This is a genomic window from Nocardioides sp. CPCC 206347 (genome assembly GCF_048654605.1).
Classification (GTDB): Bacteria; Actinomycetota; Actinomycetes; order Propionibacteriales; family Nocardioidaceae; genus Nocardioides.
The window spans coordinates 1249406-1272842 of record NZ_JBMCYZ010000001.1; the positions used below are offsets into that span (position 1 = coordinate 1249406).

21 protein-coding genes are annotated in these 23437 nt (G+C 69.9%); 6 read left to right on the forward strand and 15 right to left on the reverse strand.

All coding sequences use genetic code 11. The features are described 5' to 3' along the window. Nucleotides 1-207: 207 nt before the first annotated feature. Nucleotides 208-3318, forward strand: a complete 3111-nt coding sequence (locus tag ACOACQ_RS05970; RefSeq protein WP_420287845.1) for an EAL domain-containing protein — start codon at nt 208-210, stop codon at nt 3316-3318. 48 nt (nt 3319-3366) lie between these two features. Continuing rightward, nucleotides 3367-4758: a class II fumarate hydratase gene (locus ACOACQ_RS05975; protein ID WP_378597643.1), complete on the forward strand. Its 1392-nt coding sequence runs from the start codon at nt 3367-3369 to the stop codon at nt 4756-4758. A gap of 22 nt (nt 4759-4780) precedes the next feature. Here the strand turns inward: ACOACQ_RS05975 and ACOACQ_RS05980 are convergent, their stop codons facing one another. The 10 genes from ACOACQ_RS05980 to ACOACQ_RS06025 form a co-directional block, all read right to left on the reverse strand. Next, nucleotides 4781-5098: a GlsB/YeaQ/YmgE family stress response membrane protein gene (locus ACOACQ_RS05980; protein ID WP_378597644.1), complete on the reverse strand. Its 318-nt coding sequence runs from the start codon at nt 5096-5098 to the stop codon at nt 4781-4783. A 97-nt stretch (nt 5099-5195) separates the two neighbouring features. Beyond that, nucleotides 5196-5849, reverse strand: a complete 654-nt coding sequence (locus tag ACOACQ_RS05985) for a lytic transglycosylase domain-containing protein (protein WP_420287846.1) — start codon at nt 5847-5849, stop codon at nt 5196-5198. Nucleotides 5850-6135: 286 nt separating this feature from the next. Further along, nucleotides 6136-7458, reverse strand: a complete 1323-nt coding sequence (locus tag ACOACQ_RS05990; protein ID WP_420287847.1) for a PhoH family protein — start codon at nt 7456-7458, stop codon at nt 6136-6138. A gap of 182 nt (nt 7459-7640) precedes the next feature. Continuing rightward, nucleotides 7641-8372: a tRNA (guanine(46)-N(7))-methyltransferase TrmB gene (trmB, locus tag ACOACQ_RS05995; RefSeq protein WP_420287848.1), complete on the reverse strand. Its 732-nt coding sequence runs from the start codon at nt 8370-8372 to the stop codon at nt 7641-7643. Nucleotides 8373-8650: 278 nt separating this feature from the next. Beyond that, the gene (tuf, locus tag ACOACQ_RS06000) at nt 8651-9844 is read right to left on the reverse strand and encodes an elongation factor Tu (protein ID WP_378606056.1); all 1194 of its coding nucleotides are present in this window, start codon (nt 9842-9844) and stop codon (nt 8651-8653) included. 81 nt (nt 9845-9925) lie between these two features. Then, entirely contained in the window at nt 9926-12040 is a 2115-nt protein-coding gene (fusA, locus tag ACOACQ_RS06005) for an elongation factor G (protein WP_420287849.1), read from the reverse strand. Nucleotides 12041-12123: 83 nt separating this feature from the next. Beyond that, a complete protein-coding gene (gene rpsG / locus ACOACQ_RS06010; RefSeq protein WP_056708627.1) occupies nt 12124-12594 on the reverse strand; it encodes a 30S ribosomal protein S7 in 471 nt (156 codons plus the stop codon). Nucleotide 12595: 1 nt separating this feature from the next. Beyond that, the gene (gene rpsL / locus ACOACQ_RS06015; protein WP_056708632.1) at nt 12596-12970 is read right to left on the reverse strand and encodes a 30S ribosomal protein S12; all 375 of its coding nucleotides are present in this window, start codon (nt 12968-12970) and stop codon (nt 12596-12598) included. A 207-nt stretch (nt 12971-13177) separates the two neighbouring features. Beyond that, the gene (locus tag ACOACQ_RS06020) at nt 13178-14422 is read right to left on the reverse strand and encodes an MFS transporter (protein WP_378606091.1); all 1245 of its coding nucleotides are present in this window, start codon (nt 14420-14422) and stop codon (nt 13178-13180) included. Nucleotides 14423-14481: 59 nt separating this feature from the next. Continuing rightward, nucleotides 14482-14940 carry a MarR family winged helix-turn-helix transcriptional regulator gene (locus ACOACQ_RS06025; protein WP_378606063.1) on the reverse strand — a complete coding sequence of 153 codons (459 nt, stop codon included), beginning with the start codon at nt 14938-14940 and terminating at the stop codon, nt 14482-14484. A 91-nt stretch (nt 14941-15031) separates the two neighbouring features. Between ACOACQ_RS06025 and ACOACQ_RS06030 the strand changes: the two genes are divergently transcribed. Both ACOACQ_RS06030 and ACOACQ_RS06035 read left to right on the forward strand, forming a co-directional pair. Continuing rightward, on the forward strand, nt 15032-15322 hold the full coding sequence (locus ACOACQ_RS06030) for a DUF2530 domain-containing protein (RefSeq protein ID WP_378606066.1): 291 nt from the start codon (nt 15032-15034) through the stop codon (nt 15320-15322). Continuing rightward, on the forward strand, nt 15312-15953 hold the full coding sequence (locus ACOACQ_RS06035) for a class I SAM-dependent methyltransferase (RefSeq protein WP_420287850.1): 642 nt from the start codon (nt 15312-15314) through the stop codon (nt 15951-15953). The genes ACOACQ_RS06030 and ACOACQ_RS06035 overlap by 11 nt, the downstream gene beginning before the upstream one ends. Here the strand turns inward: ACOACQ_RS06035 and ACOACQ_RS06040 are convergent. Beyond that, on the reverse strand, nt 15950-16726 hold the full coding sequence (locus tag ACOACQ_RS06040; RefSeq protein ID WP_420287851.1) for a DUF3027 domain-containing protein: 777 nt from the start codon (nt 16724-16726) through the stop codon (nt 15950-15952). The two genes, ACOACQ_RS06035 and ACOACQ_RS06040, sit on opposite strands and share 4 nt — an antisense overlap. Before the next feature lie 205 nt (nt 16727-16931). Between ACOACQ_RS06040 and ACOACQ_RS06045 the strand changes: the two genes are divergently transcribed. Continuing rightward, nucleotides 16932-18305 (forward strand): MFS transporter, encoded by a 1374-nt coding sequence (locus ACOACQ_RS06045; RefSeq protein ID WP_378606077.1) that lies wholly within the window; start codon nt 16932-16934, stop codon nt 18303-18305. Nucleotides 18306-18317: 12 nt separating this feature from the next. On the opposite strand, the gene ACOACQ_RS06050 is transcribed toward ACOACQ_RS06045, so the two are convergent. Further along, nucleotides 18318-18713, reverse strand: coding sequence for a cold-shock protein (locus tag ACOACQ_RS06050; protein WP_378606079.1), 396 nt, complete (start codon nt 18711-18713; stop codon nt 18318-18320). Between the two features lie 108 nt (nt 18714-18821). Here ACOACQ_RS06050 and ACOACQ_RS06055 point away from each other — a divergent pair, with 108 nt between their 5' ends. Beyond that, the gene (locus tag ACOACQ_RS06055; RefSeq protein ID WP_420287852.1) at nt 18822-19418 is read left to right on the forward strand and encodes a GNAT family N-acetyltransferase; all 597 of its coding nucleotides are present in this window, start codon (nt 18822-18824) and stop codon (nt 19416-19418) included. A 3-nt stretch (nt 19419-19421) separates the two neighbouring features. Here the strand turns inward: ACOACQ_RS06055 and ACOACQ_RS06060 are convergent, their stop codons facing one another. From ACOACQ_RS06060 to ACOACQ_RS06070, 3 genes are read right to left on the reverse strand one after another with little or no spacing between them, the layout of a single operon-like run. Next, nucleotides 19422-20633 carry an RDD family protein gene (locus ACOACQ_RS06060; RefSeq protein ID WP_420287853.1) on the reverse strand — a complete coding sequence of 404 codons (1212 nt, stop codon included), beginning with the start codon at nt 20631-20633 and terminating at the stop codon, nt 19422-19424. A 27-nt stretch (nt 20634-20660) separates the two neighbouring features. Then, nucleotides 20661-22523 (reverse strand): hypothetical protein, encoded by a 1863-nt coding sequence (locus ACOACQ_RS06065; RefSeq protein ID WP_420287854.1) that lies wholly within the window; start codon nt 22521-22523, stop codon nt 20661-20663. Then, nucleotides 22520-23380: a PP2C family protein-serine/threonine phosphatase gene (locus ACOACQ_RS06070; protein WP_378601617.1), complete on the reverse strand. Its 861-nt coding sequence runs from the start codon at nt 23378-23380 to the stop codon at nt 22520-22522. The genes ACOACQ_RS06065 and ACOACQ_RS06070 overlap by 4 nt, the downstream gene beginning before the upstream one ends. Nucleotides 23381-23437: the final 57 nt, after the last annotated feature.

Consider the following 23437-nt stretch of genomic DNA (forward strand, 5'->3'; position numbering starts at 1 on the left):
GGGCCACTTCTCCTGGGTCCTTGGTCCCCAGTTCCGGTGAAATGCGACTGACCCCTGCACCCGGGCCGATCTGGGGACTGTCACGACAAGACCGTCGCGACGAGTCACGCAAGGACTGTCATGCTCGAACAGCGACCGGGCCGCCGGACCACTCCCCACAGCGCGCGAGCGCTCGCGGTGGTTCCCCGACGACCCAGGTCATGGCTCGTGCTCTACCTGCTGGTCGCGGTTCCGCTGTACGTGTCGTACCTCGCGCTGCCTGACGCACCGCGCTACCTGTGGACCGCCATCGGGCTGCTCTCGCTCACCGGTCTGGTCGTCGGCACCGTCGTGAACCGGCCACGGCGACGCCTGCCCTGGTGGCTGGCGACCCTGGGGGTCTCCGCCCTGATGGCTGGAGACACGACGTACGACCTGCTGACGAGCGTGTTCGGCCAGGTCAACCCGTACCCTTCCGCGGCCGACGGGTTCTATCTCGCGATGTACCCGCTGGTTGCGGGCGGGCTGCTCGTGCTGGTCCGGGTGGTCAAGCCCCTCGGCGACAAGCATGCCGCCATTGATGCCAGCATCGTCACCGTGGCCCTCGGGCTGCTGGTCTGGGTCTACCTGATCGAGCCCTACACACAGGACGCGACGCTGACCTGGGGCCAGAAGGCGGTGTCGATCGGCTACCCGCTCGGAGACGTCCTGATCCTCGCCGTGCTGGCGCGACTCCTCATCGGCACCGGGCGACGACCACACTCGCTGTGGCTGCTCAGCATCGGCACCGTCGGCCTGCTCGCGTCCGACACCGTCTACGGGCTGATCCAGCTGAACGGCAGCTGGTCGACCGGCAGCGTCGTCGACCTCGGCTGGATGGTGTTCTACGGAGCCTGGGGCGCGGCGGCCCTGTCACCGGACATGACGCGCCTCACCGAGCCGGTGCGGCCGACACCACAGCCGATCTCGAGCCGACGCCTGCTCCTGCTCACCCTGGTCCCGCTCGCCGCTCCCGGCCTGCTGCTGTGGGAGCTCTCGCACGGCCGCTCCGGCCACGTTCTCGAGACCGCGGCGACCGCGGCGGTGCTCTTCCTCCTGGTGTCGCTGCGCCTCAAGGGCCTGGTCAGCGCGGCCCGCGAGGCGACCCACCGGGAGTACGCCATGCGCCGTACCGGCGAGGCCCTGGTCGCCGCCTCGGACCCGGACACCGTCTACCGTGTCGGCCTGGCGGCCCTGACCGACGTCACCTGCGACTCGGCTCGCCTCCTCGTCGCGACCGGCCATCCCCTGCGGGTGGTGTTCGACTCCAGCGACAGGCGTCGGAGCACGGCCGACGAGGGCCTCGACCCGCTCCTTCAGTGCCACGAGCACGAGCTGCTCAGCCAGCAGTTCGTCCTCACCACTGCGGCGGCGTGCGGTCCCGCCCTCGCTGCGGCACTCGGCGCAGGTGAGACCGTGCTGCTGGCCGCGATGGTGCGTGAGGAGCGGATCAGCGGGCTGCTGATGGTCCACGGCCCTGGCGTCGACCGGCCGGAGACCATCGACCCCATCTGCGCCCTGGCGTCCCAGATGATGCTTGCCCTCGACAGCATCGAGCTCACGGCCCAGGTTGCCGAGCGGAGGAGCGAGGCGCACTTCCGGTCGTTGTTCCAGCACGCAGCCGACATCATCCTCGTGTTCGACGAACAGCTCCGGCTCCGGTTCAACACGCCGTCTGCGCAGACCGTGCTGGGATGGGAGCCAGAGGGACCGCGTGACCGGACCGTGGAGTCGATGGTGATCGCCGGCGACGCCTCCAGGGCCCGTCTGCTCCTCAGCCGGGTCCTGCTCGGCGAGCGCCGCTCGGGGCACGGACCGAGCGACGAGTGGCGGATCGTGGACCGCGGCGGCCGGGTCCGCCTGTTCGAGGTCTCCTGCCGGAACCTGATGGACGACCCGAGCGTCAGCGGCGTGGTCGTCACGCTCCACGACATCACCGAACGCCGCCAGCTCGAGAGCGACCTCGCGTACCAAGCCTTCCATGACTCCCTGACCCAGCTGCCCAACCGGGCCATGTTCCTCGACCGCGTCGAACGCGCCCTCGCGTGCAGCGATCCCGAGCGCAAGCCGATCGCCGTCCTCCTGATCGACCTGGACAACTTCAAGATCATCAACGACACCCGTGGCCACGCCGCGGGTGACGCGCTGCTCGCCAGCGTCGGGCAGCGGCTGCAGGCCGCCCTGCGGCCGTCGGACTCGTGTGCGCGTCTCGGCGGTGACGAGTTCGCGGTCCTCGTCGAGGGCGTGGCGAGCGACCAGGAGGCCTGCGAGCTCGCCTCGCGCCTGCTCGAGCACTTCCGGCTGCCGTTCGACATCGGCGGAGAGAGCGTTCATGCAGGGGCCAGCTTCGGTGTCACGACCAGCACGTACGGCCAGCAGGCGGCGGAACTGCTGCTGCAGGCCGACCTCGCGATGTACGCGGCGAAGGACGCCGGAAAGGGCGGCGTGCAGTTCTTCCGGCCGGCCCTGATCGACGTGATGCAGCTGCGGGCACGGACCGCCGGCGAGCTCGACCTCGCCGTGGAACAGGACCAGTTCGTGCTCCACTACCAGCCCATCATCGGTCTCGACGCCTCCGTCGTGGTCGGGTTCGAGGCCCTGATCCGCTGGCAGCATCCGGAGCGTGGGCTGCTTGCTCCCGCCGACTTCATCGACGTCGTCGAGGACAGCGACCTCGCGATCGCCGTCGGCGCCTGGGTGATCGACCGGGCGGTCGAACAGGCCGCCCAGTGGCAAGGCACCGGGCCCGACAGCGGATTGCTGAAGATGGGAGTGAACGTGACGCCGCACGAGTTCGCCCATCCGGAATTCGTCGACGTCGTCATCACCGCACTGGAGCGCCACGGCCTGCCGCACGAGGCCCTGGTACTGGAGATCACGGAGCGCATCCTCGCCGGCGGGGACCCCCAGATCGTCCGGGCGATGACCCAGTTGCACGAAGTCGGCGTCCACCTGGCCATCGACGACTTCGGGACCGGCTACTCGGCGCTCGGCTACCTTCGGCGGTTCCCCGTGAGCATCCTGAAGATCGACCGGAGCTTCGTGGACGGGGTCGGCACCTCAGGCGATGACCAGGCGCTTGTCGAGGCCATCGTCCGTCTCGGCGAGACGTTCGGTCTCGATGTCGTCGCGGAAGGGGTGGAGACCGAGCAGCAGCGCAACGAGCTGGTCCGGCTCGGGTGCCACTTCGCCCAGGGATACCACTACTCCCGGCCGCTTCCCGCGGCCGAGGCCACGAAGTTCGTCCAGAAGTGGTCGGCGCCCCGACTGGCGACCGCACCCGCCTCCGTCGCTGGCTGACTCCGCCACCAGTGGCCGCGGCATGGCCTGCCGAGTAGCGTCGTGGACGTGACGAGCGACGCCAGCTTCCGGACCGAGCACGACTCCATGGGCGAGGTGCGGGTCCCGTCCCTGGCCCTCTGGCAGGCGCAGACGCAGCGGGCAGTCGAGAACTTCCCGATCAGCGGCACGCCGATCGAGCCGGCACTGATCCACGCCCTCGGCGAGGTCAAGGCCGCCGCCGCCCACGCCAACGGCGAGCTGGGCGTACTCGCGGCCGACCTCGCCGCGGCCATCGAGGCGGCTGCCCGACAGGTGGCCGAGGGCCGGTACGACGACCAGTTCCCGATCGACGTCTTCCAGACCGGATCGGGCACCAGCTCCAACATGAACGCCAACGAGGTGGTCGCCACCCTCGCCGCACGGTCCGGCGTCGTGGTGCACCCGAACGACCACGTCAACGCCAGTCAGTCGAGCAACGACACCTTCCCCACGGCCATCCACGTGGCCGCGAGCCTGGCCGTCGTCCGCGACCTGGTGCCGGCGCTCGCCGTACTCGCCGGCTCGCTCGAGGCCAAGGCGACCGAGTTCGCCTCGCTGGTGAAGTCGGGCCGCACCCACCTGATGGACGCCACCCCGGTCACCCTCGGCCAGGAGTTCGGCGGGTACGCCGCGACCGTGCGTTACGGCATCGAGCGGCTGGAGGCCGTGCTGCCTCGCGTTCGAGAGCTGCCCCTGGGCGGCACAGCGGTCGGGACGGGCATCAACACGCCGCCCGGGTTCGCCGCGGCCGCCATCGGGGCACTGAGCGCCGCCACGGGCGAGCCGTTCACCGAGGCGCGCAACCACTTCGAGGCGCAGGGCACCCGGGACTCGCTCGTCGAGCTCAGCGGCGTGCTGCGCACGATCGCGGTCGGCCTGACCAAGATCTGCAACGACCTGCGCTGGATGGGTTCGGGACCGACGACGGGCCTGGCCGAGATCCACCTCCCCGACCTGCAGCCGGGGTCCTCGATCATGCCGGGCAAGGTGAACCCGGTGCTGCCGGAGGCCACCGTGATGGTCTGCATGCAGGTGATCGGCAACGACGCTGCCGTCACGGCCGCCGGGGCCAGCGGTTCCTTCGAGCTCAACGTCGCGATGCCGGTGATGGCGCGCAACGTTCTGGAATCGGTCCGGCTGCTCTCGACGGCGACCACGACCCTCGCCCAGCGCTGCATCGACGGGATCACCGCGGACGCGGAGCGGATGCGGCGGTACGCGGCGTCATCACCGTCCGTCGTGACGCCGCTGAACAAGCACCTCGGCTACGAGGCCGCCGCCAAGGTCGCCAAGCAGGCGCTGGCCACCGGGAGCACCATCCGCGAGACCGTCCTCGCGATGGGGTACGTCGACCAGGGAGTCCTGACGCTCGAGGAGCTCGACGCGGCCCTCGACCTGGATGCGATGACCCGCCCCTGACGGGAGCGGGCCACCGCCTCGATCAGGCTCCGGACTTGTTGCGGCCGGTGATCGCAGCCGCCGCGATCACGGCGACCGCCGCGACGGCGACCTGCCAGAGGTGGCGCAGCCAGTCGATACCGTTGGTCACGTTGTCGGCCGTGGCCTCGTGTCCGTCGAAGTTCGGGTTGTTGCTGCCCGCGACGGCCCAGTAGAGATAGCTGCCGGCGAGCATGCCGACGATGCCGCAGACCGTGGTCAGCCACAGCGGGATCTTGTCGCGGTCACCCGGCGCGACGGCCTTGGCGATCAGTCCGATGATCGTGCCGCCGACAAGGGTGACGATGATGGTCCAGAGCATGGAAGTGCCCTTCCGTCGCGCGGGACACCGATGTCCCGCGATGAGGGCATCATGCACCCGCTCACGCCTTTACCTGCGCAGGCGCGGCGTGACCGGCTCAGTACCAGTTGTGGGACTCGCTGTGCGCCCAGGCGCCGCAGGGGCTGCCGTAACGGTTCTGGATGTAGCCCAGTCCCCAGCGGATCTGGGTGGCCGGGTTGCTCTGCCAGTCGGCGCCGGCCGAGGCCATCTTGGAGCCGGGGAGGGCCTGCGGGATGCCGTAGGCGCTCGACGAGGGGTTGTCGGCGTTCCAGCGCCAGCCCGACTCGCGGGTCCACAGCGAGTCGAGGCACCCGAACTGGTCGGCCGAGAAGCCGAACTCACCGAGGAGCGCGCGGGCGATGTCCCTGGGGTCCGACTCGGAGAGCTTGCGCTCGTCGGTCAGCGCTGCCGGACCGGACTCGTCGAGGCCGGCGGCCTTCGCGGGGTCGGCCTCGGGGCGGCGGTCATTGCGGGAGATCACTTCGCGCCGCTCGGTCGGGACGGCGACATCGGCCGTCCCGGCAGCGGTGAGGGCGTCGAGGTCAGCGCTCGCGGCGGGCGGAGCAGCATCCTGGCCGAGGACTCCAGCGGCCACGGAGACACCCGTGACGGCTACGGCCACCGACGACAGTACGACCACGTTGCGGGCAGCCTTGCGAGGCGCCTGGGCAAGGTGGGCATGCTTCGGTGCTCCACGGTGCTTCGGTGAAGGGTTCGCGTGCTTCGACAAGTGCTCGAATCTCGGGCTCGACAGCAGGACCTTGATCACCGCCCGATCGGGCCCGACTCCATTGTCAGCACCGCCGGCGACCAGCGACCACCATGCCTGAGGGATCTCGCTCAGGCAAACCGAAGCGCCCGTTTCCCCGGTTCATTTCGACCCCATTGACCACGGTGGTCACGTACGCCCCACTCGTCCCACCGGGGTGATGCGCGGCCCCGGGTTGCCGGGGACGTCATACGAACCGTGGGCGAGAGCCCTCGCAACGTATGACGTCCCGGCGTCAGCCGGTGCGCTACACGACCACGTTCTCCAGCATCTCGGTGACCAGCGCGGCGATCGGCGAGCGCTCCGAGCGGGTCAGCGTCACGTGGGCGAAGAGCGGGTGGCCCTTGAGCTTCTCCACCACCGCGACGACACCGTCGTGGCGTCCGACGCGCAGGTTGTCGCGCTGGGCGACGTCGTGGGTGAGCACGACCTTGGAGTTCGCTCCGATTCGCGACAGGACGGTGAGCAGCACGTTGCGCTCGAGGGACTGCGCCTCGTCGACGATCACGAACGAGTCGTGCAACGACCGGCCCCGGATGTGGGTCAGCGGGAGGACCTCCAGCATGCCGCGGTCGAGGATCTCGTCCACGACGTCCTTCGAGGTCAGGGCGCCGAGGGTGTCGAACACGGCCTGGCCCCAGGGCGACATCTTCTCCGACTCCGAGCCCGGCAGGTAGCCGAGCTCCTGGCCGCCGACGGCGAAGAGCGGGCGGAACACCACGACCTTCTTGTGCTGCTGGCGCTCCATCACCGCCTCGAGGCCGGCACACAGGGCCAGCGCCGACTTGCCCGTGCCGGCCCGGCCACCGAGGGACACGATGCCGACCTCGGGGTCCAGCAGGATGTCGAGTGCGACCCGCTGCTCGGCGCTGCGTCCGTGCAGGCCGAACGCCTCGCGGTCGCCCTTGACGAGGTGCACCTGCTTGTCCGGCCCCACCCGCCCGAGCGCAGAGCCGCGTTCGGACAACATGACCAGGCCGACGTGGCAGGGCATCTCGCGTGCCTCGGCGAGATCGAGGGTCCCGTCGTCGTACAGCTCGTCGAGGGCCTCGGCGGAGACCTCGACCTCAGCCATCCCGGAGTAGCCGGTGTCGGAGTCGCCCAGGGTCTCCCCGCGGTACTCCTGGGCGTCCAGCCCGACCGCCGAGGCCTTGATCCGCATGGGCAGGTCCTTGGAGACCAGGATGACCTCGTGGCCCTCGTCGGCGAGGTTGCGCGCCACCGCGAGGATCCGCGTGTCGTTGTCCCCGAGCCGGAAGCCCGACGGCAGCGAGGAAGCGTCCGTGTGGTTGAGCTCGACGCGGATGGTTCCGCCGTCGTCGCCCACTGGGACAGGTGAGTCCAGCCGACCGTGCTTGACCCGCAACTCGTCGAGCATCCGCAACGCGCTGCGGGCGAAGTACCCCAGCTCCGGGTGATGCCGCTTTGCCTCGAGCTCCGTGATCACCACCACCGGCAGGACGACCTCGTGTTCCTCGAACCGGCGCAGGGCGGCCGGGTCTGCCAGCAGCACGCTGGTGTCGAGGACATAGGTACGACGGGTGGTGGCCTGGGCCTTCGTGTTCGACACGTGAAACCTCACCGGACCGCGCCCCTGTAGGGCCCCGGCCCTATCCCTGGTAGACGGACCGGGTTGCACAGTCGTGATGGTTCACGTCGGGCCTCCCGATGTGGCCGGCTTCCCCACCTGCCACTGATCGGAAAGTACGCCCGTCATCCAACTGATGAGGGCGCCACGCCGCATCGCGGAAGTTAATGTCCGGTGACACGCCGGTACGCGAAGTCCGCGATGACGCGGTCCTTGGCCAACCCCTTGCGCTCGAACTTCGTCACCGGGCGCTCGTCCCAGCGCTCGACGGGCCCACCATCGAGCAGGGGCTCGGCTCCCAGCACGGCCTCCATCTGCTCGGCATAGTCGGCCCAGTCCGTCGCCAGCCGCCACAGCCCACCCGGCTCCAGCCGCGACGCCACCAGGTGCGCGTTCTCGACGTTGACGAGGCGCCGCTTGTTGTGGCGCGTCTTGTGCCAGGGGTCGGGGAAGAACGTCCAGACCTCACTGATGCTGTCCGCGGCCAACAGGTGCTCGAAGGTCCACACCGCATCGACCCCGCAGAACCGCACATTGGTGGCCCCCGCGTCACCCACCCGCCCAAGGCTCTCCGCCACCCCCGGCAGCCAGACCTCCAGCGCCAGCACGTTGTACGACGGCCGCGCCGCCGCCAGAGCAGCCGTCGCCTCCCCCACACCCCCACCGATCTCCACGATCAGCGGGGCGTCCCGATCGAACCACGAGGAGAAGGAGAACCCGGGAGCATCGACCGCCTCGTCCGGAATGACCCACCCGTCGGCGTACTCGTCCCAACCCCGCTGCTGCTTGGGCGTGAACCGACTCCCCCGCCGCGCATAGGTCAACACCTCCCGCGTCCGCCGACCATCCTCGGTCAACTTCTGATGGGGCCGGGCCGGGCGCACTCCGTCATTCACCCGCACATTCTCCCGACCGAACGAGAGGGAGCGAAAACGAGAGGGCGGCGCTGGCGCAGGCCGGACCCACCCCTCGAGGGCGCTTCGGTCCCTGCCGTCGGCGCCCGCCGTACCAAGGTCACGCAATGGCGAAAGCCAGGGCGCCGACGGCGGGGGCCGCTCCTAAGCCAGCGAGGGGTGGGTCCGGCAGGCGCCAGCGCCGCCCCACCAAGAAAGAGCAGAAAACGCAGGAACCCCCACACCCGAAGGTGTGGGGGTTCCTGATGAATCAGGTCAGATCACTTGGTGATCTTGGTGACCCGGCCGGCGCCGACGGTACGGCCACCTTCACGGATCGCGAACTTCAGACCCTCGTCCATGGCGATGGGCTGGATCAGCTCAACGGCCATGTCCGTGTTGTCGCCCGGCATGACCATTTCCGTGCCCTCGGGGAGGGTGACGACGCCGGTGACGTCGGTGGTCCGGAAGTAGAACTGCGGGCGGTAGTTGTTGAAGAACGGCGTGTGACGGCCGCCCTCCTCCTTCGACAGGATGTAGACCGAGGCGTCGAAGTTGGTGTGCGGGGTGGTGGTACCCGGCTTCACAACGACCATGCCGCGCTCGACGTCTTCGCGCTTGGTGCCGCGGAGGAGCAGACCGACGTTCTCGCCAGCCTGGCCCTCGTCGAGCAGCTTGCGGAACATCTCGACGCCGGTGACCGTCGACTTCAGCGAGGTCTCGCGGATGCCGATGATCTCGACCTCTTCGTTGACCTTGACGATGCCGCGCTCGATACGACCGGTGATGACGGTTCCACGACCGGTGATCGTGAAGACGTCCTCGACGGGCATGAGGAACGGCTTGTCGACCTCACGCTCGGGCTGCGGGATGCTCGCGTCGACGGCGTCCATGAGCTCGCCGATCGAGTTGCCCCACTTCTCGTCGCCCTGGAGCGCCGGGAAGGCAGCAACGCGCACGACGGGGATGTCGTCGCCGTCGTAGTCGTACTCGGAGAGGAGCTCGCGCACCTCCATCTCGACGAGCTCGATGAGCTCCTCGTCGTCGACCATGTCGCACTTGTTGAGCGCAACCACCAGGGCGGGAACGCCGACCTGGCGGGCGAGCAGCACGTGCTCACGCGTCTGCGGCATGGGGCCGTCGGTCGCGGCAACCACCAGGATCGCGCCGTCCATCTGCGCGGCACCGGTGATCATGTTCTTGATGTAGTCCGCGTGACCGGGGCAGTCGACGTGCGCGTAGTGGCGCGCCTCGGTCTGGTACTCGATGTGCGCGATCGAGATCGTGATGCCGCGCTGACGCTCTTCGGGAGCCTTGTCGATCTGGTCGAACGGCGAGGCCTCGTTGAGGGTCGGGTACTTGTCGTGCAGGACCTTCGAGATCGCCGCGGTCAGCGTGGTCTTGCCGTGGTCGATGTGACCGATGGTGCCGATGTTGACGTGCGGCTTGGTCCGCTCGAACTTGGCCTTAGCCATTGCTGGCTCCTCCTGGGATTGTTACTTGACTCGTACTGGTTGGGTGCTGCGCCGAGGGCAACGCGGTGAGCAGTCGGGTGACTACTCGCCACGAACCTTCTTGATGATCTCGTCGGCGATGTTCGTGGGAACCTCGGCGTACGAGTCAAACTCCATCGAGTACGACGCCTGACCAGAGGTCTTGGACCTCAGGTCGCCAACGTACCCGAACATCTCGGACAGCGGCACAAGGGCGTTCACGACGATGTCGCCGTGACGCTCCTCCTGTGCGCGAATCTGGCCGCGACGGCTGTTGATGTCACCGATCACCGTACCGAGGAAGCCCTCGGGGGTGGTGACCTCGACCGCGAACATCGGCTCGAGCAGGCACGGCTTCGCCTGGCGAGCGGCCTCCTTGAACGACTGGATGCCGGCGATCTTGAACGCGAGCTCGGACGAGTCGACGTCGTGGTAGGCGCCGTCCTCGAGGGTGAACTTCACGTCGACCATGGGGTAGCCGGCGAGGACGCCGAACTCCATGGCTTCCTGGCCGCCGTTGTCGACGGACGGGATGTACTCGCGCGGAACGCGTCCACCCGAGACGTTGTTGACGAACTCGTAGCCCGCACCGAGACCGGTCTCGGGGTCGGTGTTCGGCTCGAGCGAGATGACGACCTTGGCGAACTGGCCAGAGCCACCCGTCTGCTTCTTGTGGGTGTAGGAGTGGTTCGCGACCTTGCGGCGGATGGTCTCGCGGTAGGCGACCTGCGGCTTGCCGACGGTGGCCTCGACCTTGAACTCGCGCTTCATCCGGTCGACGAGGATCTCCAGGTGGAGCTCGCCCATGCCCGCGATGATCGTCTGACCGGTCTCTTCGTCCGTCTTGACGACGAACGTCGGGTCCTCGTCGGACAGGCGCTGGATGGCCGTACCGAGCTTCTCCTGGTCGGACTTCGTCTTCGGCTCGATGGCGACCTCGATCACCGGGGCCGGGAACGTCATCGACTCGAGGACGACCTGGTTGTTCGGGTCGGACAGCGTGTGACCCGTCTTGGTGTCCTTGAGGCCCATGACGGCCACGATCTGGCCGGCGCCGACCGACGCGATCTCCTCACGCTTGTTCGCGTGCATCTGGTAGACCTTGCCGATCCGCTCCTTGCGGCCGTTGACCGAGTTGACCACGGTCGAACCGGCTTCGAGCTTGCCGGAGTAGACGCGGACGTAGATCAGCTTGCCGAGGTGCGGGTCCGTGGCGATCTTGTACGCCAGGCCGGAGAACGGCTCGTCGTCGGAAGGCTGACGGGTGATCTCCTTCTCCTCGTTGCGCGGGTCGTGACCCACGATGCCGTCGATGTCGAGCGGCGAGGGGAGGTAGTCGACGACCGCGTCGAGCAGGGGCTGGACGCCCTTGTTCTTGAAGGCGGTGCCACAGAGGACCGGGTTGAGCTTGTCGGCCAGGGTCGCGCGGCGGATGGCGGCCTTGAGGGTCGGCACGTCGAACGTGTCGCCGTCCTCGAGGTAGACCTCCATGATGTCGTCGTCGGCCTCGGCGACCGTCTCGACGAGCTTCTCGCGGTACTCCTGGGCCTGCTCGAGGAGGTCGGCGGGGATCTCCTCGACGACGTAGTCCTCACCCATGACGGTCTCGCCGCGCCACACCTTGGCGTGCATCTCGACGAGGTCGACGACACCGATGAAGTCACCCTCGGCGCCGATGGGGAGCTGGAGGACCAGCACGTTGGAGTTCAGGCGCTCGACCATCATGTCGACGCAGCGGAAGAAGTCCGCTCCGGTGCGGTCGAGCTTGTTGACGAAGCACATCCGGGGCACGGAGTACTTGTTGGCCTGGCGCCACACCGTCATCGTCTGCGGCTCGACACCGGCGACACCGTCGAACACCGCAACGGCGCCGTCGAGGACGCGCAGGGAGCGCTCGACCTCGGCCGTGAAGTCCACGTGGCCGGGGGTGTCGATGATGTTGATCTGGTGCTTCTTCCACCAGCAGGTCGTCGCGGCGGACGTGATCGTGATGCCGCGCTCCTGCTCCTGCTCCATCCAGTCCATCGTGGCCGCGCCCTCGTGGACTTCACCGATCTTGTACGTGATGCCGGTGTAGAAGAGGATGCGCTCGGTGGTGGTGGTCTTGCCGGCGTCGATGTGCGCCATGATGCCGATGTTGCGTACGACGTTCAGGTCGGTCGTGATGTCGACTGCCACGTGAGTCAGCGTTCCTTAGATCTTGGGATGGAGAAGGTGGGTGCCGGAGCGGGCGCCGCCGTGGCGGGCCCGCTCCGACGAAATCACCAGCGGTAGTGAGCGAAGGCCTTGTTGGACTCGGCCATCTTGTGCGTGTCCTCGCGCTTCTTCACAGCGGCACCGAGGCCGTTGGCTGCGTCGAGGATCTCGTTCTGCAGGCGCTCGGCCATCGTCTTCTCACGACGGTCGGCGGCGTAGCCCACGAGCCAGCGGAGCGACAGCGTGGTGCCACGCGTGCCCTTGACCTCGATCGGGACCTGGTAGGTCGCGCCACCAACACGGCGGGACTTGACCTCGATGGAGGGGCGCACGTTGTCGAGCGCACGCTTGAGCGTGATGACCGGGTCGATACCGGTCTTTTCGCGGGTGCCTTCGAGCGCGGTGTAGACGATGCGCTGTGCAACCTGCTTCTTGCCGTCCTGCAGCACCTTCGACACGAGCTGGCTCACCAGCTGCGACCCGTAGACCGGGTCCATGTCGATCGGCCGCTTCGGCGCGGGGCCCTTGCGCGGCATGTCAGCTCTTCTCCTTCTTGGCACCGTAGCGGCTGCGAGCCTGCTTACGGTTCTTCACGGCCTGGGTGTCCAGTGCGCCGCGGATGACCTTGTAGCGAACACCGGGGAGGTCCTTCACACGACCGCCGCGGACGAGCACGATGGAGTGCTCCTGCAGGTTGTGACCCTCACCCGGGATGTAAGCGGTGACCTCGACGCCACTGGACAGGCGCACACGGGCGACCTTGCGCAGAGCGGAGTTCGGCTTCTTCGGGGTGGTGGTGTAGACGCGGGTACAGACACCGCGACGCTGGGGCGAACCCTTCAGGGCAGGCGTCTTGGACTTCGACACCTTGTCCTGGCGGCCCTTTCGGACCAACTGATTAATGGTGGGCACCTGGTGGTTCCCTTTCCTTTTGCTCTCACGTGCCGGCGCCTTGCCGGGCACGGATGTGTTGCGTTACTGCGTGCCGAATGAGTGGCCTCTGGTCGTTCGCTCCCCTGGAAAACTCGAACTGAGGGGTGTGATCGCGTTGAGGGCATGCTCGACGTGCCGGGTCACCCCAGACACGAGAATCGAGATTACCGGCCCCTCAGGGAGGGGTCAAAATGCCGGTGCACCGGCCGGATCGGGCTGGGGGACGCCCGGGCGCACCCGGCGCTCCGCCAGAGCCCGTACGGCGACCGCTGCGGCCACCCCCACGAGCACCAGCGTACCGCTCACGACGAGGGTCCAGCGGGCGCCGTACTGCTCCCCGATCCAGCCGATCACGGGGGCACCGAGGGGCGTTCCGCCCATCACGATGGTCATGTAGATCGCCATCACGCGCCCGCGCAGGGCCGGGTCGGACTCGACCTGGAGCAGGGCGTTGCAGGAGTTCAGCACGGTGATCACCGAGAACCCGAGCAGGGGGCACAGCAGCACGAAGGCGAGGTACGACGGCATCAGGCCGGCCACGATCTCGATCAGGCCGAAGGCGACGGCGGCCACCATCAGCAGCCGGACGCGCACCCGCGTGCGGCCGGCAGCGACCAGCGCCCCGGTCAGCGAGCCGACGGCGAGGGCCGAGCCGAGGACGCCGTACTCGGTCGCGCCCTTGTCGAAGATGTCGGTCGCCATCAGCGCCGAGGTGATCTGGAAGTTCATGCCGAAGGTCCCGACGAAGAACACGAGCACGAGGATCATCAGCATCTTCGGCTCGCTCCGCATGTAGGAGAAGCCGGCGCGCAGCATCCCGGGGGCGCGGGCCACGGGGCGCGGCGAGTGCAGCTCGGCCGCATCCATCCGGCGCAGCTGGAGGATCACCGCGGCGTAGGACACGGCGTTGACGAGGATCACCCACCCGGTCGCCCGCATGCCGCCGCCACCCAGCCCGATGAGCAGCCCGGCCAGCGCGGGGCCGATCATCCGGGCGGCGTTGAAGGCGGCCGAGTTCAGGCTGACCGCGTTGGCCACGTCGTCGGTCCCGACCATCTCGGAGACGAACGCCTGCCGGGCGGGCGCGTCGAAGGCAGCACCGACGCCGAAGACGAGCGCCAGCAGGTAGACGTGCCACGTCTCGGCGACCCCCAGCGCAGCGATCACGCCGAGGGTCAGGGCGGCGCCGGCCATCACGGCCTGGGTGACCTGCAGCAGGCGGCGCTTCGAGAAGCGGTCGGCCACGACGCCGGCGTACGGCGACAGGAGCAGGACGGGGACGAACTGCAGCCCGGTGGTGATGCCGAGCTCGGTGCCGCCGTTGCCGGGGATGGTGAGGACCAGCCAGTCCTGGGCAATGCGCTGCATCCAGGTCCCGATGTTGGAGACCAGGCTGCCGGCAAAGTACAGGCGGTAGTTGTGGTGGGCCAGGGAACGGAATCGGGGGCTCGTGGTGGGCTCCTTCGGTCAGCGGGTGGGCGGGTGGGCGGTCACAGGGACTGTTCGGACTCGGCGAGCCGCTGGAGGATCGGGGCGGCGCGGCGCAGGACGTCGCGCTCGTCGGCGGTGAGCTCCTCCAGGCGACGTGACAGCCAGCGGTCGCGACGGGCGGCGTCGCGGAGGACGACCTCGCGTCCCGCGTCGGTGATGCGTACGACGACCTGTCGGCCGTCATCGGGATCGTCATGGCGTTCGACGAGTCCCCGCTCACCCAGTGCGGTGACGGTGCGGGTCATGGTCGGCGGCCGCACCTGTTCGCGCGTGGCCAGTGCTCCCACGGTCTGGTCGCCCCGACCGTGCAGGACCCACAGCACCGCCATCGCGGTCAGGCTGAGGTCGTTGTCCGGGTGGCGCTCGCGCACCAGCCGGCGCCGCAGGCGCATGACCGAGAAGCGGAGCTCAGTGGCGAGCCCTGCTGTCGAGCGCACGTGCTTCTCCAGAATCGGCATGTCGTTAGTCTAAGTCATTACCTTGCGTAACTATTCCCGTTCGCATGCACGGCACACCCACGGCACTGTCGAGGCGGCGTACGATCGAACCGTGGAGCTCCGTGACGAACAGCCGACCCAGCACGAGATCGGCAACCGCACCTACCTGATCGCCCCCGTCGAACCACTCGACGTCGACGGGGTACGGACCGTCCAGGTCGGCACCGGGCTCTTCCTGCTGGCCTTCCTCGGGCTGCTTCCGTTCTGGGGCCGCCTCGAGGAGGAGGGCCAGACCTGGTTGCTGTGGATGTGCCTGACCGGCGTCGGCCTCGGCCTGCTCGGCACCGAGTACTGCAAGCGCCGGCGCGGGATCAGGGCCGAGCGCGCCGCCGATGGCGAGTGAGCTCCCACCGACCCGCTGGGCGCTCGGCGGGGCGAGGAACAGTGGCTACGGCGAGCGCTTCGCGGAGCTGATCAGCCAGGGCAAGGACGTCGACGGCGAGGCTCGCCTGGCCGACACCCTCGTCGGCCGCGGGGCGCGGATCCTCGACGCGGGCTCCGGCATGGGCCGGGTCGGCGGGTACCTCCAGGCGCAGGGCCACCACGTGGTCGCCGCCGAGCCCGACCCCGAGCTCGTGGAGCAGTCGCGACGGACCTACCCCGCACTGGACGTGGTGCCGCTCGAGATCCTCGCCCTCACCCGCGACGCCATGGCGGCAGCCGGTGCACCCGACGGGTTCGACCTGGTGGTGTGCGTCGGGAACGTGCTGACCTTCGTCGCGGACGGCACCGAGGTGGCCGTGCTCCGGCGCCTGCGCGACCTGCTGGCGCCGGGTGGGCGGATCCTCGCGGGCTTCCACCTCCGCGGTGGGCCGAGCTCGGCCCGGCCCTACTCCCCCGACCAATTCATCGCCGACGCAGCATCAGCGGGTCTCCGGATCGACCACCGGTTCGGTGGCTACGACCTGCGCCCGGTCGACGACGACTACGCCGTCTGGCTGCTCAGTCTGGCGCGAGACGCGTCTCGCGCCTAGAAGACCTCTAGGTCGTCGGTGCCGATGGTGTCGATGACCGGCGGGGCCGGCGGCTGCGACTGCTGGCGCTTGCTGAGGCGGACCTCGGAGTGCGCGCCGCAGCCGTGCTGGAAGGCGACGACGCGGGCGTCGTCGTTGGCGTCACCGTTGGCGCAGACGCCGAACATCTCCGACAGCGGGCCGGCGAGGCGGACCAGGAAGCCACAGGAGTAGCACTGGTGCGGGGCCGACTTCGCGATCGGGGCATCGGGACCGGACTCGCCGTCGTACCAGCGCTCGGCGGCGATGTCGCGACCCTCCGGTGAGAGCACGCGGACCCGGCCGAGGCCGAGGTCCTTGGCGACCTCACGGATCTGGGCCTTCTCGTCGGTGTCGAGCGGGTCGTCGCCGAAGGAGTACGTCGGCACGAGGCGCGGGTCCTCGTCGGAGACGGGCAGCAGGTCGCCGGGCGAGAGGTCACCGGGCTGGAGGCGGTCGCGGTAGGGCACCCAGGCGGGAGCGATGATCGCTTCGGCGCCAGGCAACAGCACGACCTCGACGACGGTGACCTTGCGCTGGCGGGACGCCCGGGTGAGGGTCACCGCCCACTGCCAGCCGTGGTAGCCCTTGCGGTTGCACGCGAAGAGGTGGGTGACGACCCGCAGGCCGTCGACCTGGTGGCCGAGGTGGTCACCGACGTCGGCGGCGTCGACCTCGTCGAGCAGCGCGGTGCGCGCTTCATCAACGGCGTCGGCCGTGACGGCGTCGGTCAACTTGCGCTCGAGTGTGGACACGGGGCACAGCATCCCTCATTCGGGCGATGCTCGTCACGTCGGGGGACGTGCCGGGAAGTCGGGGGGCGTGGCTTCGACACCAGCAGGCAAGATGGACGTCGTGAGCTATCCGCCTCCACCACCTCCTCCCCCGCCGCCTCCGAGCGACGGTCCGAGCGACGGTTCGGGTGGGGTGTCGGACGCCGAACTGACTGAAACGGGGTCGATGCGTGCCGTCGGGGCGGGGCTCGGGACCGGCGCCAAGGCCACGGCCCGCGGCCTCAAGGCCACCGCCGCCGTGACCGGGCGCGCCAGCCGTGCGACGTTCCGGCAGGCCCGCAAGGCCGCCGGCGCCCAGGGAGCCGAGCGGTCCGGGCTCAAGCGACTGATCGAGCTGCACGCGTTCAACGCCGCCGGCGACTCCGCCTTCGCCATCGCGCTGGCCGGCACGGTCTTCTTCGCCGGCGCCACCAGCGGCGAACGCGGACCGGTCTTGTTGTTCCTCGGCCTGACGATGGTGCCGTTCGCCATCGTCGCCCCGCTGATCGGACCGTTCCTCGACCGGTTCAGCCACGGCCGGCGCTGGGCGATCGGCTCGACCTTCGCCCTGCGCGCGTTCCTGTGCTGGGTGCTGGCCGGGACCCTCGCCGACGGCTCACCCTGGTTCTACGTCGCCGCGCTCGGCGTCCTCGTCTCGTCGAAGGCGTACGGCGTCGCGAAGGCCTCGGCCGTGCCCCGCCTGCTCCCCCACGAGATCACCCTGGTGAAGGCGAACGGCCGGGTTGCCCTCGCCGGCGTCGTGGGAGCGTGCGTGTCCGCCCCGCTCGCGGGTGCGGCCTACTGGATCGGCCCCGAGTGGGCCTGCCGCTATGCCTTCGTCGTGTTCGCCGTCGGCACCATCGCCGCGATCCTGCTGCCGGGACAGGTCGACTCGTCGACGGGCGAGGAGTCGGTCGAGGCCCCGCGCGACGCGGTCACCGGCGCACGTCGTACGACCGGACTGCCGCCGAAGGTGGCCTTCGCGCTCCGCGCCAACTGTGGCCCCCGGCTGCTCTCGGGGTTCCTCACCATGTTCATGACCTTCGTGCTGGCCACCGAGCCCCTCGAGGGGTGGGAGACCACGACGAAGTCGACCGTGCTCCTCGGCCTGGTGATCGGCGGCGCAGGGCTGGGCAACACGATCGGCATCTTCGTCGCGTCGCTCGCGCGCAAGATCAACCCGGTCGTGATGGTGGTCGTCGCGCTGCTCGCCGACATCGTGGCGCTGCTGTTCGCGACCATCGTCTACAGCGCACTGCCGCTGGTCATCCTCGGCCTGACGGTCGGGCTGATGCAGTACCTCGCCAAGGTGTCCCTCGACTCGACCATCCAGACCGGCGTCCCGGCACGCGCCCATGCCAGCGCGTTCGCCAAGGGCGACACCACCCTGCAACTGGCGTGGGTGGTCGGCGGATTCCTCGGCGTGATCCTGTCCTACCCCGCGGTCAACGACTTCGGGCTGGCGTTCGCCGCGGTGCTGGTGACCGCCTGGGCGGTCTTCGTGTTGCGCAGCGCGCCCCACAAGCGGGGCAGCAAGCAGAGCCCGCCCGTCCCCGCCTGAGTGGCTACGGCGTCACAGCTCCAGCTCGTCGGCCAGGGCGCGGAGCACCTTGGCGACGGGCTGCGCCGTACGACGATCGGGATGGCGGCCGTGGCGGTAGGCCTCGCCGACGCCGTCGAGCAGGCGGATCAGGTCCTCGACGATCAGGACCATGTCCTCCGGCGACTTGCGGCGGGCCTGCTGCTGGTTGCGGGAGACCGATGCGGGTGCGTCGATGAGGCGGACCTGGAGCGCCTGGTCGCCGCGGCGGCCCTGGGCGATCCCGAACTCGACCTTGGTGCCCGCCTTGAGGGTGGTGACGCCCTCGGGCAGCGCGTCGGACCGGACGTAGACGTCCGCCCCGCCGTCCTGGGAGAGGAAGCCGAAGCCCTTCTCCGTGTCGTACCACTTCACCTTGCCACTCGGCACGGTCTCGACCTTCCTCACTGATCACGCAGTTGCCGCGCGCCTGACGGCTCGCGAGCCCACATGTTAGTGGGCGTGGGTGATCGGGGCGGACGTCGTACCCTCGCGGACGTGGGAAGCGAACCGTCACCGCCGCAACTTCCGCCCCCTCCGCTGCCGTTGTGGACCGACCGCCTCGTGCTGCGCACCGTGGTCGCCAGCGACCGCGCAGCGATCGGGGACTACTGCGCGCAGCCCGAGGTGACCCGCTACCTGCCGTTCCCCGCGCTCGACGACGAGGGCCTGACGAACCGGATGGGTCGCCTCGTCGGGGCGACCGCACCCTCGACCGTCGGGGAGTTCCTCGCCCTGGCCGTGGAGTTCGAGGGCGTGCTCGTCGGCGACCTGATGCTGCGCTTCACCGCGAGCCACGGCCCCGCCGACGCCCCGTCGATCGGTGAGCTCGGCTGGGTCTTCGCACCGGAGCACGCCGGCCGCGGGTTCGCCACCGAGTCCGCGCGTGCCCTCATCGACCTCGCGTTCGGGCACTACCCGCTGCACCGCGTGATGGCTCAGCTCGACCCGCGCAACACCGCGTCCGCGGCGCTGTGCGAGCGGTTGGGAATGCGCCACGAGGCGCACACCCGCGAGGACTTCGCCGATCGCGACGGCACCTGGGGCGACACGGCCGTCTACGGCCTGCTGCGGCGGGAGTGGGCGGCGCTGTAGCCGTCAGCCAGCAGCTCGTTCGACGCGCATCATCCGGTCGCCGAACCGGACGACGTCGCCCGCGAGCAGCGTGCTCGGGCGCCCGGGCGTGAGCGACTTCGACATGCCGCCACGCACGACGAACGACCCGTTGGTCGAGCCGCGGTCCATCACGACCAGCGCGCCGTCGGGTGCGACCTGGAACTGGGCGTGGGTCTTGGACAGCGACATGTCCGAGGACCGCAGGGGTACGACGTGCCGGACCGGCTCGCCCGGACGCGGCTCGGGGCGCCGGCCGACGAGGGCGAGGCCCTCGACGACGAACGCCTCCCCCGAATCGAACGACACCCGCCAGCGGGTCGTCGGGGGCGCGGCGGCAACGGGTGCCGCGGGCGTGGGTGCTGCGGGCGCTGCGGCCGGAGGTGCCACTGCCGGGGCCTGACGGGCGGCCGGGGCCTGCACGGGCGCGGCCCGGTGTGCTCCCGGTGCCGGTGCGACCGGCGGCCGCACCGGAGTCGGAGCGGGAGCCGCGACGGGAGGGGGTACGGGAGCCGGGACGGGTGCGGGAGCGGGTGCCGGGACGGGAGCGGGAGCGGGAGCCGGCCGTACGACGGGCGCCGGCGCAGGAGCAGGGGCAGCGACCGGGACGGGCACCGGCATGGGCGTGGGTACCGGGATCGACTCAGGCGCCGGGACGGGCACCAGGCGCATCGCGGTGAGGTTCACGATCTGCTGCGGGCGGTCGTCGACCTCGTCGGTCACGACCGGCATCGGCCGGACGTCGACCACGACGGCGTCGCCGATCTGGTCGTGCAGGGCACGCCGCTGCCTCGTGGGGTCGGCCGCGGCCGTCCAGGCCAGCGTGGCCAGGCCGAGGCCGACAGTGGGGATCCCCGCCACACCCAGCGCCAGCGAGCGCCCGATCGCGGGCATCACGCCGATCGGGCGACCAGTGGTGCGTCGTACGACGCGAAGGCCGACCACAGCCTTGCCCGGGGTGAGCCCGGTCGACCCCACGACCACGGCCGTGACGAGGCCGATCAGGATCACCGCACCGAGGAATGAGGCGAGGGCGATCCAGACCTCGTCACGCGCAGCGAAGCGCCAGACCGCGACGCCGATTCCGGCCGCGATCCCCCAGCCGATCGTGCGGTCCAGCACGAACGCCGAGAAGCGTCGATCGAGCTCGGCCGGTGGAAACATCACCGGCTCCGCCGTGGGCGGGACGAGGGACATGAATGTGCTCCGAGTAGCGGTGGCCCGTCAGGGCCGGGTGACCTGGATGGTGACTCCATCGCCCAGGTTGATGATGGCGCCAGGAATCAGCTGGACAGCGATACCGGGCTTGAGGTCCTCCGGCCCCAGCCCCGGCTGCACCAGGACGGTGCCATTGGTCGAACCCATGTCGGTCACGACAGCGGTGCCGTGGTCGGCGCCGGTGCCCGGGCGGACCTCCACATGGGTCGAGGAGATCTCGTGGAGACGGCTCGGCACGGTGACCAGCGTGGGCTGCTCGGTCGAGGTGAACCGGCGTGCCTCCGGCGCGCGACCGATGAGGACGGCGCGGTCGACGACGATGGTCTGCCCGTCGGAGATGAGGAGGGTCGCCACCGGCGCGGTGATCGCCGGAGCCTGCGGCTGGCCGGGGATGCCCGACGGGGGAACCGCCGGCTCGCCTCCACCTGCGACGGTCAGGCCGTCGTGCTCGAGCGGGAAGCCCGGCGGCGGCGGCACGGCCCCACCCACGGGCTCCCACGACCCGATCGGCAGCGGCGGAGCGTCGGCCACACCGGCGTCGATCGGCGGCGGAGGCGGCGTCCATCCGGGAGGAGCCACCTCGGTGGCCCCGCCGAGGGGCGGGAACGGCGGCGGCGGAACGGCGGGGGTGTCGGGCTCGGCGAGCGGGTCGGGCTCGACCGCGGCAGGCGGAGCGGCGGGAGCATCGGACGGGGCCGGGTTGTCCCAGGGGGTGACCCACCCGTCGGGTGCCGCGTGGTCCGGAGCATCCGCCGGCGCCTCCACGGGCACGTCGAGGGACGGCGGGACCTCGCCCAGCGGGTCGCTCAGCGGATCGGCCAGCGGATCGGCCAGCGGATCGGTCAGCGGGTTGCCGGCCACGGGGTCCATGACCTCGGTGGCCGGACCTTCGTCGAACGGCGAGGCCTCGGCCCCCACGTCCTGCGCAGCGCTGTCCATCTCGCTGCCCATCTCGCTGTCCATCGCGCTGTCCATCGCGTCGTCGCCCACGGCCTCTTCGGCCATCGCGGCATCGGCGAGGGACTCGTCCATGACGTCGCCCTCGACGGGGGCGTCGTCCAGGTCCGCGTCGGCCGGCTCCATCGTGGTCTCGGGTTCGGGGGCCAGGTGGGCACCACCGAAGGACGGGGGCGGCGGCGGCTCCCAGGGTGCCTCGACGTCGGGGGCGGCGCCACCGGCCACCAGTCCACCGGCCACCAGTCCACCAGCCACCAGTCCACCGGCAAGCGAGTCGCCGTGAGCGTGGTCGACCGGCCCTCCGTCCACCGGGCCGCCCTCGGCCACCATGTCCTCCTCGGCCATCTCCTCCGGCGTCTCGACCGGGGAGTCGTCGGCGTGCCCGTCCACGGCAGCAACCATCGGCACGTCCTCGGCGGCGTCGGTCATCGCGCTGCCGGTCGACGGGGCCTGCGCTGCCGGCCGGTCGATGCGCCCGACGCGGACCAGTCCACCGAGGATCGGGAAGTCTGCGGAGTCGTCGTCGGCGTCGCCGGGAACGGTCACGGTCAGTGCGGTGACGCCCTCGACAGCGCGCTCCACCCACGTGTGGCTCGCGGCGCCGTCCAGCGCGACGTCCTCGCCGGCACCTGTGAGCGACGCCGTGACGCCCTGGCCGCGCAGCAGGATCCGGGTGGGGCCGTCGTCGGTACTCACCAGGACGAAGCCCGGGATCCTGCTCAAGCCGGAGGCGAGCAGACCGTCGAGCACCTCGTCGAAACCGGCGCCGCCGTCGACCAGGGACCACAGGGAAACAACCTGGTCCTTCTGCGACTCGGGCAGCAGGATCGTGACCTTGCTCCCGAACACCGCGAACCAGGATCCAGCTCGGTAGGACCAGGCGCCGGTGGCGCCCGTGGCGATCTCGCTCATGGGAGAGCTCCCAACTTCTGCTCCAGACTCACCCGCTGCGCATCGGAGTCGTACGGATCTGTGTGGGTCAATCCCACCACATCCACGACGACTGCGGTGGCGTTGTCGTGGCCACCCGCACTCAGGGCCGCCGCGACGAGCTGTTCGGCAGCGTCCCGGGGGTCCTCACAGCCGCCCAGGATCGCCCCGATCTGCTCGTCGGAGACCATCCCGCTGACCCCGTCGGAACACAGCAGCAGCCGCTCGGCCGCGGCCAGTGGCATCAGGAAGAAGTCGGCCTCGCCACTCACGCTGCCCGGCAGGGCCGATCCGCCCAGCGCGCGCGTGATGACGTTGCGGCTCGGGTGCACGGCGGCTGCCGCGGCACTGATCTGGCCGGCGTCGACCATCTCCTGGACGAGGCTGTGGTCGACGCTGACCTGCTCGAGGACTCCGTCGGTGTGGCGGTAGATCCGCGAGTCACCGACGTTGGCCAGCAGCCAGCGCGGGCCGTCGTCGGAATCGACCAGCAGGGCGACCACAGCAGTCGTCCCGGCGGAGAACGACGCGGGCGCGCCGTTGGCGCGCTGCTCGGCGTCGTACGCAAGGATCCGGTCCTGGACCGCCTGCAGGGTGGAGGCGATCACCTCGGCGCCGCGCGCTGCGTCGTACCCGTCGGCGGCGAGGCGGGCGAACTCCTCGATGACGATCCCGCTGGCCACGTCGCCGCGGTCGTGTCCGCCCATGCCGTCAGCGACGACGAAGACCGGAGGATTCGCCAGGTAGGCGTCCTCATTGGCCGAGCGGACGAGCCCGACATCGGTGGCGGAGCCGTGGTGCAGCTCGACCTGGTCGACGCCGATCATGCGCCCGGTCATGCGAGCGCGCCCGGGGTCGGTAGTTTGAGCAGCGTGGCACCAGGACCGATCGGACAC

Excerpts from the sequence above, each read along its gene's own strand:
- ACOACQ_RS05980 (WP_378597644.1), bottom strand. The coding sequence starts at position 5,098 with ATGCTCTGGACCATCATCGTCACCCTTGTCGGCGGCACGATCATCGGA.
- tuf (WP_378606056.1), bottom strand. The coding sequence starts at position 9,844 with ATGGCTAAGGCCAAGTTCGAGCGGACCAAGCCGCACGTCAACATCGGC.
- rpsG (WP_056708627.1), bottom strand. The coding sequence starts at position 12,594 with ATGCCGCGCAAGGGCCCCGCGCCGAAGCGGCCGATCGACATGGACCCG.
- ACOACQ_RS06025 (WP_378606063.1), bottom strand. The coding sequence starts at position 14,940 with ATGCCGATTCTGGAGAAGCACGTGCGCTCGACAGCAGGGCTCGCCACT.
- ACOACQ_RS06035 (WP_420287850.1), top strand. The coding sequence starts at position 15,312 with ATGGCGAGTGAGCTCCCACCGACCCGCTGGGCGCTCGGCGGGGCGAGG.
- ACOACQ_RS06045 (WP_378606077.1), top strand. The coding sequence starts at position 16,932 with ATGCGTGCCGTCGGGGCGGGGCTCGGGACCGGCGCCAAGGCCACGGCC.
- ACOACQ_RS06060 (WP_420287853.1), bottom strand. The coding sequence starts at position 20,633 with ATGTCCCTCGTCCCGCCCACGGCGGAGCCGGTGATGTTTCCACCGGCC.
- ACOACQ_RS06065 (WP_420287854.1), bottom strand. The coding sequence starts at position 22,523 with ATGAGCGAGATCGCCACGGGCGCCACCGGCGCCTGGTCCTACCGAGCT.
- ACOACQ_RS06070 (WP_378601617.1), bottom strand. The coding sequence starts at position 23,380 with ATGACCGGGCGCATGATCGGCGTCGACCAGGTCGAGCTGCACCACGGC.